The organism is Peribacillus frigoritolerans (assembly GCF_030676415.1).
GTDB classification, from domain to species: domain Bacteria; phylum Bacillota; class Bacilli; order Bacillales; family DSM-1321; genus Peribacillus; species Peribacillus frigoritolerans_A.
Genome location: NZ_JAUUTW010000037.1, coordinates 13,550 through 25,371, shown reverse-complemented (window position 1 = coordinate 25,371; position 11,822 = coordinate 13,550). Strand labels below are relative to the sequence as shown.

At 36.4% G+C, this 11,822-nt stretch carries 10 protein-coding genes and 1 pseudogene; 6 read left to right on the top strand and 5 right to left on the bottom strand.

What is annotated here, in order from left to right; all coding sequences use genetic code 11:
• The first annotated feature begins 62 nt into the window (after window positions 1-62).
• Window positions 63-1,325, top strand: a complete 1,263-nt coding sequence (locus tag Q8G36_RS24200) for a glutamate-5-semialdehyde dehydrogenase (RefSeq protein WP_305162383.1) — start codon at window positions 63-65, stop codon at window positions 1,323-1,325.
• Window positions 1,326-1,508: 183 nt separating this feature from the next.
• Here Q8G36_RS24200 and Q8G36_RS24195 read toward each other — a convergent pair.
• Window positions 1,509-1,727, bottom strand: a pseudogene (locus Q8G36_RS24195) (IS110 family transposase); the annotation flags it as partial.
• Between the two features lie 675 nt (window positions 1,728-2,402).
• Here Q8G36_RS24195 and Q8G36_RS24190 point away from each other — a divergent pair.
• From Q8G36_RS24190 to Q8G36_RS24180, 3 genes are all read left to right on the top strand, one after another.
• Complete coding sequence (locus tag Q8G36_RS24190; RefSeq protein ID WP_305162382.1) at window positions 2,403-3,380, top strand: ring-cleaving dioxygenase; 978 nt, start codon at window positions 2,403-2,405, stop codon at window positions 3,378-3,380.
• A 116-nt stretch (window positions 3,381-3,496) separates the two neighbouring features.
• On the top strand, window positions 3,497-4,096 hold the full coding sequence (locus tag Q8G36_RS24185) for a nitroreductase family protein (protein WP_283902323.1): 600 nt from the start codon (window positions 3,497-3,499) through the stop codon (window positions 4,094-4,096).
• Between the two features lie 349 nt (window positions 4,097-4,445).
• Window positions 4,446-4,940, top strand: coding sequence for a DinB family protein (locus Q8G36_RS24180; RefSeq protein ID WP_148358009.1), 495 nt, complete (start codon window positions 4,446-4,448; stop codon window positions 4,938-4,940).
• Window positions 4,941-5,117: 177 nt separating this feature from the next.
• Here Q8G36_RS24180 and Q8G36_RS24175 read toward each other — a convergent pair whose 3' ends face one another.
• Window positions 5,118-6,461 carry a PLP-dependent aminotransferase family protein gene (locus tag Q8G36_RS24175; protein WP_305162381.1) on the bottom strand — a complete coding sequence of 448 codons (1,344 nt, stop codon included), beginning with the start codon at window positions 6,459-6,461 and terminating at the stop codon, window positions 5,118-5,120.
• A 116-nt stretch (window positions 6,462-6,577) separates the two neighbouring features.
• Between Q8G36_RS24175 and Q8G36_RS24170 the strand changes: the two genes are divergently transcribed.
• Both Q8G36_RS24170 and Q8G36_RS24165 read left to right on the top strand, forming a co-directional pair.
• Window positions 6,578-7,534: a DMT family transporter gene (locus Q8G36_RS24170; RefSeq protein ID WP_305162380.1), complete on the top strand. Its 957-nt coding sequence runs from the start codon at window positions 6,578-6,580 to the stop codon at window positions 7,532-7,534.
• Window positions 7,535-8,419, top strand: coding sequence for a DMT family transporter (locus Q8G36_RS24165; protein ID WP_305162379.1), 885 nt, complete (start codon window positions 7,535-7,537; stop codon window positions 8,417-8,419). It abuts the gene before it with no gap.
• Between the two features lie 251 nt (window positions 8,420-8,670).
• On the opposite strand, the gene Q8G36_RS24160 is transcribed toward Q8G36_RS24165, so the two are convergent.
• The 3 genes from Q8G36_RS24160 to Q8G36_RS24150 all read right to left on the bottom strand — a co-directional run bounded on the left by Q8G36_RS24160 (window position 8,671) and on the right by Q8G36_RS24150 (window position 11,440).
• Window positions 8,671-9,240: an MFS transporter gene (locus tag Q8G36_RS24160; protein ID WP_305162377.1), complete on the bottom strand. Its 570-nt coding sequence runs from the start codon at window positions 9,238-9,240 to the stop codon at window positions 8,671-8,673.
• Window positions 9,237-10,667, bottom strand: a complete 1,431-nt coding sequence (locus tag Q8G36_RS24155) for an FAD-binding oxidoreductase (protein ID WP_305162376.1) — start codon at window positions 10,665-10,667, stop codon at window positions 9,237-9,239. The genes Q8G36_RS24160 and Q8G36_RS24155 overlap by 4 nt, the downstream gene beginning before the upstream one ends.
• 167 nt (window positions 10,668-10,834) lie before the next feature.
• The gene (locus tag Q8G36_RS24150; RefSeq protein WP_305162375.1) at window positions 10,835-11,440 is read right to left on the bottom strand and encodes a TetR/AcrR family transcriptional regulator; all 606 of its coding nucleotides are present in this window, start codon (window positions 11,438-11,440) and stop codon (window positions 10,835-10,837) included.
• Window positions 11,441-11,822: the final 382 nt, after the last annotated feature.

Sequence of the window (11,822 nt, the reverse complement as noted above, 5' to 3'; positions counted from 1 at the left end):
AATATGCTTTTAAATTTTCTTCATCATTAGTAAATTACTTAAATGTATAGGAGGTAAAATCGATGAGTACAGCTATTGAGAATGAAGTCATTTATAAAGCAAAGCTTGCAAAAGAAGCAAGTTTAGAAATGCAAAATAAAACAACTGAAGAAAAAAATACAGCACTATTAGCAATTGCAGAGCAATTACTAATAGATCAAGCGTCTATACTAAAAGAAAATGCAAAAGACATTGAATATAGTCAAAAATTAGGGTTATCTGAGTCCATAATCGATCGTCTTATGCTGAATCCAGAACGGGTTAAAGCCATGAGTGATGCAATTCATTTTGTAATTGATTTGCCCGATCCAATAGGAGAAGAATTGGAACGCATAAATAAGGATAATGGACTGATTATTAGTAAGCGACGTGTACCACTTGGTGTCCTCGGTATGATCTATGAAGCCCGTCCGAATGTAACCATTGATGCAGCTACGCTGTCTTTAAAAACAGGAAATACTGTTCTACTGCGTGGCTCTAGTTCAGCAAAACACTCCAATATAGCTTTAGTTACGTCTATACATCAAGCATTAGAACGTGTGCAATTCCCTCAAAGTGCGGTACTTTTAATCGAGGATACGTCAAGAGAAACTGCTAAAACATTATTTAACTTAACAGAGTATTTGGACCTTTTAATTCCTCGTGGAGGCAATGATTTAATTGATTTAGTGGTACGTGAAGCAAGTGTGCCTGTTATTGAAACAGGGGCTGGTAACTGCCATGTTTTTGTTGATGCAACCGCAAAATACGATATTGTAAGACCAATCGTACTAAATGCTAAAACTCAGCGTCCATCAGTATGTAATGCAATTGAAAGTTTATTAATCCATGATGAATTCTTTAATAATTATGGGAAAGAACTACTTGAAACGGTATCAATTGCTGGGGTTAAAATTTATGGAGATGAAAAAGTTTGTAAAGCATTTCCAACAGCCCTCAAAGCAACAGAGGGACATTATGCAAAAGAATTTTCAGATTTAATCATCAGTGTGAAAACTGTAAATAGTGTTAAAGAAGCCATTGCTCATATTAATCAATATGGTACAAAACATTCCGAGTGTATTGTGTCGGAAACGCCAAAGAATGTTGAACAATTCTTAAATGATATTGATGCAGCAGTTGTCTATCATAATGCCTCAACACGCTTTACAGATGGCTTTGAATTTGGATATGGTGCCGAAATTGGCATTTCAACACAAAAGCTACATGTAAGAGGACCAATGGGGTTACCAGCTTTAACGACGACAAAATATTATGTCAATGGAGACGGACAAATTCGACTTTAATTAGTCACAATGTTATTTGAAATTTCTTTAAATCATGCATAACCGATAAAAAATGAATAAAGGCCAAACCCTTGGTAGAAAAGGGTTTGGCCTTTTGGTGTACTTTCGAAAATTATTTTTATACAGTATTCATTCGATCCTTTGGGATCTTCTTCAACTAACGAGCAGCAATGTTTAATAAGGGTAATCGACTGGAGTTTGATAATGATGTCCAGTGGCTTCTAAAACGACTGAAGGCTTCTTGACCAGACTCTTTCTTTACATCCTCAAGAAACGCTACAAGTAAAGCCCCTCAATAGTATGAGTTATTTTAAAACTCTTTTGATAAGGTTTACCTTTATCCAAAAATGCTTGAACCTGACTTTCCCCTTTTGAAATATCCAGACCAACAACTGGATTCATAAATTATCTCCTTCTAATATAAAATCACCGGTACCCCAATTCCTTCTTGCAGTATCATAGCTTCGCTTGTTATACGAGATCATAGTTCCAACCAGCCTCAATCATGTTTCCACAAGTAGGGGGCGAACTGTTTAGTTGACGGGATCAAGTCCCATAGGTGCGGACGTTCTACCACGGTCACGGTTATCATATATCGATATAAAAAATGGTCAACCAGAAATATTTTCTGGCTGACCTTATAATACGAACAGGTGCGATAGTACTTATTCTGATTCGATTTTGCCAAAGAAGTGATTGATTGTCTTTGCCGCTATTATAGCTATAGACATTAACCCTTATACAGATGGCATTTGCTTTAGAATGGACATTTTTTCGAAGAATATTTAGAATTAATTTCTCCTATTTAGAAAGGAAAATTGAAAGTGGTGTTTTTTCGCCTGAAATTATTTCGATTTTGAGATATTTTAATTTGAAGTAATGTTGTTGACAGTGAATGTTATTCATGATAAATTATCCTTAAGTAAAGATAATTTAATTCAAGATAATAAAAATGTATGTAAAACCTTATACAAACGCCTTTAATGAATAGCCACCATTCTTGAAGGAAAAATATAGGGGGTTAATGAAAAAGCTGAACATTCAAATATTGAATCGTTTTAATGGGAGGAATAATTTATGAATGGATTAAAAGGTATACACCACGTAACGGCCATAACAAGTAGTGCAGAAAAGAATTATGAATTTTTCACAAATATATTAGGCATGCGTTTAGTCAAGAAAACAGTTAATCAAGATGATATCCAAACCTATCACCTGTTTTTTGCCGACGATGTTGGCGGTCCAGGCACTGACATGACATTCTTCGATTTTCCTGGTATTCCTAAAGGAGTGCATGGGACTAATGAGATTTCAAAAACATCCTTCCGTGTACCGAATGATGCAGCATTGGAGTATTGGGTTAAGCGCTTCGACCGTTTAGAAGTAAGGAATACAGGAATCCAAGAACAATTTGGCAAAAAGATCATCTCATTTGTGGATTTTGATGATCAGCAATATCAATTGATCTCAGACGAAAATAATGAGGGAGTTGCAGCTGGGATTCCTTGGCAAAAAGGACCGATTCCTCTAGAATACGCTATTACAGGATTAGGACCAATTTTCATTCGGATCGCCAACTTCGATTACTTTAAAGAAATGATGGAAAAAGTCCTATTATTCGAAGAAATAGACAAGGAAGGATCATTTCACTTATTTGAAGTAGGCGAAGGTGGGAATGGTGCACAAGTGATTGTCGAGCATAATTCGATCCTTCCTCAGGCACGTCAGGGTTTTGGGACTGTTCACCATACAGCCTTCCGTGTTGAAGACCGTTCCGTTCTGGAAGAATGGATCAAACGAATGGAAAGCTTCCAATTTCATACGTCTGGTTATGTTGATCGTCACTTTTTTGAGTCGCTTTACGTGCGAGTGGCGCCGCAAATTTTATTCGAGTTTGCCACGGATGGTCCTGGATTTATGGGGGATGAGCCGTATGAAACGCTTGGGGAAAAGTTATCTTTACCACCGTTCTTAGAACCGAAAAGGGATCAAATCGAAAAGTTGGTCCGTCCCATTGATACAGTGAGAAGCACCAAGGAAATCATTAAAGAATAATTGACAATCTTTAACGAATGATATGTCGGTTTATGCCCATACTAAATCAGGTATAAATAAAAAATGTAAAATGTAATAATCATTTGAAATAGAAAAACGCACTGGAGGAATGACTCATGACAAAAGATTTTTACACGGCCATTAAAGAGAGACGTTCATATTATGGAATTAATAAAGAGGTCCAAGTATCGGATGAGAAAATTAAAGAAATTGTTGAATTTGCGGTAAAACATACGCCATCGGCTTTTAATTCCCAATCATCCCGCCTTGTTGTTTTGACAGGTTCGGCACATGATAAATTATGGGATATTACGACGCAGGCTTTAAGGAAAGCGGTAGGTGAGGGAGATTTCTCTGGCACTCAACAAAAAATGGATTCGTTTAAAGCGGGATATGGGTCAATATTATTCTTTGAAGATGAATCTGTTGTGAAATCACTTCAAGAACAATTTGCAACTTATGCCGATAACTTCCCAATCTGGTCACAACAAACATCAGGCATGCACCAATTAGTTGTTTGGACTGCACTTGAAGCAGAAGGATTAGGAGCAACTTTACAGCATTATAATCCTTTAATTGATGATGAAGTGAAAAAAGAATGGGATGTTCCAAGTAATTGGAAATTGATTGCACAAATGCCATTTGGAAATCCAACAGCTCAACCGGGTGATAAAGAATTCAAACCACTTGAGGATCGTATAAAATTTTATAAATAACGAGGACTGATAAGAGCAACCTTGTTGAGAGCCAATTCTAATTGGCTCTTTTTTGTTGGCTTTAAAGAATAATATTGTTATTTGATTTGATCGAACATATAAAAGATAACTTTACGATAACCAAAATGGTTTTAGATAGTTGTTCTTTCTCAGTTAACACAACTTATGATAAACTAAGGTTATCAGAATTTTCCAAATAACGGAACATTCGTTGTTCCGTTAAAGGGCCAGTTTAATTGAACAAGGAATTGGCATGACACCTTAATTAGTGAGCTATCTACAACACGCCGCAAATGAATGTTGACAAAGGGATTATCTATTAAAGGGATTAAATTGGAGGGAATAGAAAATGGATGTAAAGACACTTTTGTTACAACAATGGGCAAGCTGCTTAGATGAAGAAGACTGGTTTCCACCACTTGAAAAAGTGCTAGAGGATATTACTTTTGAACAGGCAATTTGGAAACCAGCTGATGGGGCAATGAATTCCATTTGGGAATTAGTTTGTCATTTACTTTTCTATGAAAAGAGATTTCTGATGCGATTTCTTGGTGAAACAGCGAATGAACCACAGGCAGAAAATAATGAATCTACATTTCGATTACCAACTGAGACGTTAGAAAATTGGAAGGAAACAAAACAAGAATACTTTTATGTTCATCGTGAACTTGGAAAAATACTAGCAAAATCAGAACATGAAGATTTGTATAGACAGATCCCAGGAGAAGATAATTCATTAGTGCTTGAACTGAAGAGTTTAGCAATGCACGACGCATATCATATTGGGCAAATTGTATTCCTTAGTAAAATGCAAGGAGCTTGGCCAGGGAAACGCAGCTTTTAAAAAAGCTTCATTAGCTTTACAGTTATTCCATTATAGGGGGCTTTAATGGAATAAGAACGGGAACGTCTAAATCGGACGTTCCCATATTTTATACCTAAAAAACAACAATACTACTTAATAAAGCCTTTTTGTTTAATGTTCTAAGTGAAAAGTGACCATAAACCTTATGTAAAAGCTTTATAAGTAATAGTTCTGCTTGTTAAACATTTCTTTAAAAATGAGAGCTATTCCTTGGTCAAGTTTTTGTATATTTGTATTGGACACGTTTAATTTTAATATTTTTTCCTGGTGAAAGCCATCTAAATAATTTTGACCCATCGTCTCTACCAGTACTTGTTGATTCTGTAAGTTATTGATGAGATGAGTACTATTTAAACGATGAGGCAATACGATATGAGCGTTCATACATATGGATGCTGGGCGATAAAAGCCTGGAGCAGAGTACTTTTCTAGAGCATCATATAGCAAGTTTGCACGCAATAAATAGGACATACGCACTTTGTTTCTATGGCGTTCAAACATACCGCTTTTTATGTAGATTTCCAAGGCTGCTTGTGAAATCATGGAACTATCAATATCAGCTGTTCTTTTATATAGTTGGAAGCTGTCCGCTAATGGTTTAGGCAATACGGCAACACCTATGCGTAATCCTGGAAACATTATTTTAGAGAAGCTTTTTAAATAAATGACCATGTTATGGGTATCCTCGGAAAAAATAGGGTCTACCTTCATATTTTCTTCGAAATCTGCTAAATAATCATCTTCTACAATATAGACACCATACTTTACTGCAAGTTTCAGAATCTCCTCTCTTTCCTTTTTAGAGTAAGAAGTCCCTAACGGATTATGAAAACGAGGCATCGTATAAAAGAATTTAATTTCCTGATCACTAAAAATCCGTTCCAATTCCCCTAAATCAATACCTTCTGCTGTTCGTTGGATTCCTAGCACGGAAATCTTGTACGCCCTCAATTGCTCCACAAATAGATGATAACTAGGCTGCTCAACAAGTATATGAGTCCGTTCATTTGGAAAGGGGATGAACGTTAATAAGGAAAGTGCTTGCTGCACGCCAGAAGTAATGAAAATCTGTTCTTCTTTTGCAAAAACCTGATACTGCTCTAATTGTTTTTGTATCACTTTAATTAAAGAGGGTAGTCCTTTTGGAGTGCCATAGATAAACAATTCTTGCTGATAGGTATCGATGGCTTTGTTGATACAATGTTGAAAGTCATGATACGGAAATTGATGCCAAGCGGGAGCGGAGGTAACAAAGTCGATTTCCGTTGTTGGTTCGCTTTTACCATCAAATTCTTTTTGAACGACATAATATCCACTTTTAGGAACCGCGTAGATTAAATGCCTCTTTTCCAATTCTTGCAGGGCTTTCAAGACTGTACTTTTACTACATTGATGTTGATCGCTTAATTGACGGATAGATGGGAGTTTAAAGCCTGCTTTGAGCCGTCCATTCTGGATGAGAGATTCAAATTCATTAAACAAAACTACGTATTTTAGCATGAATACCTCCTAAAACTGTACCGTTACAGATGCTTCTTATTTGTATTGTATCGCAGTGGAACTTTTAATACGATACTAACAACCGGCCGGGTGTTGAAAAGGAGGATTTACTCAATATGCCAGAAAATAAAAAAGCCTATTTTGCGGCGATAGTATATGCCATTATTATTGGATTTTCATTTATCTTTACAAAAATATCATTAATGGAAGCTAGTCCGCTAGATACATTGGCACATCGATTTACGATGGCTTTTTTAATCGCTATAATTTTTAAACTATATAGGAGGACATCAGTGAAAATGAGTGCAAAGGATACTTTGAAAATTCTTCCGTTGGTGTTCCTTTATCCAATTTTATTCTTTACATTTCAAGTGTTTGGACTCTTTTATACCTCATCTTCAGAAGCGGGGATCATCCAAGCGACCATACCAATTTTCACGTTATTATCAGCTTCATTATTTTTGAAAGAATACGCTGGTAGAGGTCAGAAATTTTTTCTTTATTTATCTGTGATGGGGGTCATCTTTATCTTTGTCATGAATGACTTGCAACTTGCGGCTCACAGTTTGAAAGGAACGATCCTGATCTTATTATCCTCGATTGCTGCCGCTCTCTATAATGTGGTAGCGAGGACGTTAACAAAGCGATATTCACTATTTACGTTAACTTATGTGATGACGTTCTTTGGTTTTGTGGCTTTTAATAGTATGGCCATCATCAACCATTTCATTAACCAATCTATTAGTAGCTTTTTATTACCCTTCACAAGTAGTGCATTCCTCATTTCAACCGTATATCTTGGTGCATTATCGTCACTGCTTACTGCTTTTTTATCAAACTATGTATTATCTATATTACCAGCATCTAAAATGAGCGTTTTCAGTAATTTAGCGACAATGATTACGATCATAGCAGGGGTGATTTTCTTACATGAATCCATTCATTATTATCACGTTATAGGTGCAATGATTATTCTTGTTGGTGTAATCGGCACGAACTATTTTGGTGGAAATCGGTCAAAACATATCAGTAAGACTATTGCCGATCCATTGATGAAAAGGGAGGTAAAGTGAATGAATAAATATGTGTTGTTAGTCTTGATTAGTTGTATATGGGGATCTCAATTTTTCTTTATTGCATTAGTTATAGATAATGTTGGGGTTATAACTTTGTCAGCCATCAAAGCATGTATCGGTGGTATCTGTTTACTCTTCATTGGTCTTTTTTTATCAAAAGAAGAGCGAAGAGTAAATAGGAGTTATTATAAATGGTATATAATCATTGCGGTTTTCGAAGTTGTACTGCCATTCGCATTTATTGCACAAGGCCAGAAAACGGTACCTAGCAGTATCGCAGCGATGTTGATTGGAATGGTTCCTGTCTTTACCATCCTCTTTTTAATAGCATTTTTCAAAAGAAAAAGCACAATGCCGGAGATTACAAGTATCCTATTCGGATTTGCGGGTATCGTCTTCCTTTCCTGGCCAACACAAGGATTCCAAGACCTTCTCAACAGTATTCAAGGTAATATCCTATTGATATTGGCTGCCATGAGTTTTGGATTTTCATTGATTATCATGGAGAAATTAAACGAGGGATCTTCCATTATTCATATGAGAAATGTATTACTGATTGCCAGTGCAGTGCTCATCCCAATGTCCCTTTTGATTGAGCAATCTTTCAAGTTGGATATAGAACGATCTCAATCTATCTACTTAGCAATTTTAGGCATTTTCCATGCAGGTGTTGTTTATGCGTTATTTAATAGGCTGATTCGGCAAGAAGGCGCATTATTCTCGTCATTTAGTAATTATATAGTGCCTGTCATCGGAATGATTTTAGGCTTTTTCTTTTTACATGAAGCGTTGTCTATTCATCAATTGATTGGAATGGGTATAATAATGATGTCATTGGTTTTTTTAGACGAAAAAATAATAACCAAATTGATAAGAAAGTAGTATTTTATTATATGTGCTATTGTCCGTTATCTTTAATTGTACTTATAAACGCAGTAAATTTAGAATTCGTATATTTAACGAAACCAAATTGAGTAAAGGGGAGCAGGTTTAATATTTCTTCGTAAGATCATTTTTTGTTTTCTGATCCGCAAATGATTATATAGTAGAAGAAGTATCTGCTGAGGTTAATGCAGATGCTTCTTCTACTAAAAGGGGGAACTGATTTATTGGCGCTAACCAGTAATAAATGCTTATATTTTTATTTTTTCTGCATTAGATAGTGAAGTATTTTTCTCCATCTTCATTATAATGAATCCACTCCAGGCAAACATTAAGGATGCAAGGTAAAAGATGCTGCCGATCGTTAAAAAGTCGACTAAATATCCGGTTGCAATCACCGCAGCTGCAGCACCGATGGATGTCCAAACATGGTAGTTTCCAATTTCCTCACCCGCTGTTTTCTTCGTAACATATCTTGCAAGTACGGTTTTCTCAGTGTTTTTTTGTACAGCGCCAAGTATCCCCATAAAGATTTGCAGGAGATAGACATGCCAAATTTCATATGCGAGAGGAAAGGCAAGAAGGATAAGTGCCATCCCCCATGAGTAGATAAGGAGAAATGCTTTGTCACCTGCTTTGTCAGTGAATTTTCCGATTAAAGGATAGCTAAGTGCTGCAGTCAATGAGAATATTCCATATGCCCACCCGAATTGCGAATAACTGGTGCCTACATTTTTGATTAGCAAAATATAAAAAGGGAAAATCATGCTGGCAGCCATTCCAACAGTGCCTTGATAAAAAACAAAACGTTTATAATTCATGGATGATACTCCTCATAGAAAAGATTCATGAAGCGATTATCAGGATCATATTTCTTCTTTAATCGAAAGAATTCCTCAGTATGCGGATACGCTTCAAATAATTGTGTCTTGGTAGGATACCCATAATAGGGCAAATAGTAGCTGCCGTTATGGTCAAGCGTCACATCAATCATGTTACGGATGACCCTTCCCGTATTTTCCTTGCTTTCGTTATCTGTCCCTTGATTGATAAGCATTACAAGAGCGAACATATCATCCTTGGCATAGGACATGAGTGATTCATCATTATGTTCCACATAACGAATTGTAATATTTAATAAATTAAAATCTTTTTCATCAGATAAGGTTCTTCTTAAATCATCGATATAATCAGCAAATTGATCAATCGGAACGAAGTATTCTTGCAGTACTTCAGTTTTGGTGGGGTTGCTGTAATCCATAAAGGCAGAGTCCGACCGCATCACATTATTTCTTGAAACCAAGTTACCATCAATATTGGCCGTGTAGGATTTTTGAGTTTCCCAAAATCTTTTTTTACCCCAGTCATTATAACGTGAGAGGCCAAGAAAGAATTTAGGCACGGCGATGATCGTTTCCCGTTTGAGAGTATTGTAGCTAGATAGCCTTGTTTGGTCATTCGCCCTATAATAATCCGTTACATACATGTCATCCAAATAGGAGCCAGGAGCGATCGATATTCTTGCCAGATGCATTTTAACATCATCGTTTTGGAGAACTTCTCTTTTAAAGTACGACGTATATTCATCATAATGGAGTGATTTGGTTTTAATTTTATAAAGTTCGTCATCGGTAAGGTGGAGTGTTACATCGAGAATTACTCCAAACAAACCATACCCGCCAATAACCGAATGGAAGAGCTCCGAATTTTCTACGCGGCTCACTGTTAGGATTTCTCCTTTTGCGTTAAGCAATCTAAAAGATTCCACGGTTTCTATCAAGGCATGATGACGGATATCGCGGCCATGGACATTAACGCTCAAAGAACCGCCAATGGTAAAAATGTTTTGGGATTGACTGACCTTCAGTGCAAGTCCATATGGGTTGATATATTCCTGGAGAGCAGCCCAGGTTGCTCCGCTTTGGACCGTGATGCGTTTTTCTTTTACATCCAAATCAAGTATTTCATCATAGTGCTTCATATCGAGCAGGATCCCGTTTGGATATAATGTCTGACCTCCTTGGCTATGCTGCATTCCGGCAATGGAAATGGGATCATCGTTTTTTTCGGCATCCAAAACGACCTTTTTGATTGCTTCTTCACTATCTTCTGTCTTTATCGCTTTCATTTTAACTGGCATCAGCCGGCTGATATCTTCTGCAATAGGGTGGTCAAGCTTGAAATTAAAAGCCTGCAGTGATAATCCAAATAATAGTGCATATAGGATGATAAAGAAAAATCGTTTCATGATATCTGGCTTTCGACTCCTCGTTTAATATGTCTGACACTCAATTGAAATAATAAAAATGTATGAACTTTATAGATTAATGGAGTTACCCTGACCATTCAGTGAGGTTGGGGTTAATATTGAATTAAATGTCAGATTTTTTGAAAATGAATCTTTTGATTTATGTATTAGTTCTTAGTTTTCAGCCCATTAATGATTGTTTTGGTTAGCGGTATGGATAGTGATTCCAAGCTTTGTTCTGAGTTGTTTAATCCCCAATGATAGATGATTCCCATCAGGCTTTGGGTGATAAGTTGTGAAATTTCGTTAACTGATTGGTCAGTGCCAATGGCGTTTTGTTCTTTCGCCTCTTCAATTAATGAACGGATAATTTGGAAGAGTGAGCGATTTGAATTTAAAAAGTAGGTATGTTCTTTTGAATCTAAAGCGGAACTGTAAATCACTTTCATTAAATCTTTGCCCATTTCTTCTTCCAGAAAACGCATCAATTTGCGTATGAAAATAAACAATTTCCCGGTAGCGTCCATATCGACTGGGAACGAACGGAAGACTTCGCGATAGTAATCATCGATTTCTATGAATCTCACTAAAAAAATGTCCGATTTCGCTGAAAAGTGTTGGTAAAATGACCCTTTTGATGTGCCGCTTTTTTTCACGATTTCGTCAACGGTAACTTTATCATAACCTTTTTCGCTGAATAGCTTTAAAGATATTTTTAAAATTTTTTCACGAGTCTTTTCTCCCCTAAGCTGTTTCTTTCTGGGTTCAATCATATAAAACCTCCAAATGATAATTGACAGAATATTCCTGCGTGGTTTAATATCAGACTACAGTCTAGTTAGATGATTGGTGGTCTATTTAATCTAACGTAGATCATGAATAATCACAACGCTTTCTTAATTGCATTTTGCACATTTAGAAAGCGTTTACAAGTTTTTGAGATCAAGTATGGGGAAGGCTAATTCAGTTTAAATAGGTGGTTTTTCAAGTAGAAGAATTAGGTGAAAAGGTTGCTTGGATTTTTCTGAAAATTACTATAAAATTGGTTGCTGCCGTGTAGCAAGGCTTATTCCTCTTTAGCCCTGCGTATATGTAAAAGGAGGGGAGGTGGTATAGGGATATTTTTTGTGGTACCAGGAATGAACATGGGTGTCG

What these genes read in the sequence shown, in the direction of transcription:
- Q8G36_RS24200 (WP_305162383.1), top strand. Translation starts at nt 63, where the DNA reads ATGAGTACAGCTATTGAGAATGAAGTCATTTATAAAGCAAAGCTTGCA.
- Q8G36_RS24190 (WP_305162382.1), top strand. Translation starts at nt 2,403, where the DNA reads ATGAATGGATTAAAAGGTATACACCACGTAACGGCCATAACAAGTAGT.
- Q8G36_RS24185 (WP_283902323.1), top strand. Translation starts at nt 3,497, where the DNA reads ATGACAAAAGATTTTTACACGGCCATTAAAGAGAGACGTTCATATTAT.
- Q8G36_RS24180 (WP_148358009.1), top strand. Translation starts at nt 4,446, where the DNA reads ATGGATGTAAAGACACTTTTGTTACAACAATGGGCAAGCTGCTTAGAT.
- Q8G36_RS24175 (WP_305162381.1), bottom strand. Translation starts at nt 6,461, where the DNA reads ATGCTAAAATACGTAGTTTTGTTTAATGAATTTGAATCTCTCATCCAG.
- Q8G36_RS24170 (WP_305162380.1), top strand. Translation starts at nt 6,578, where the DNA reads ATGCCAGAAAATAAAAAAGCCTATTTTGCGGCGATAGTATATGCCATT.
- Q8G36_RS24165 (WP_305162379.1), top strand. Translation starts at nt 7,535, where the DNA reads ATGAATAAATATGTGTTGTTAGTCTTGATTAGTTGTATATGGGGATCT.
- Q8G36_RS24160 (WP_305162377.1), bottom strand. Translation starts at nt 9,240, where the DNA reads ATGAATTATAAACGTTTTGTTTTTTATCAAGGCACTGTTGGAATGGCT.
- Q8G36_RS24155 (WP_305162376.1), bottom strand. Translation starts at nt 10,667, where the DNA reads ATGAAACGATTTTTCTTTATCATCCTATATGCACTATTATTTGGATTA.
- Q8G36_RS24150 (WP_305162375.1), bottom strand. Translation starts at nt 11,440, where the DNA reads ATGATTGAACCCAGAAAGAAACAGCTTAGGGGAGAAAAGACTCGTGAA.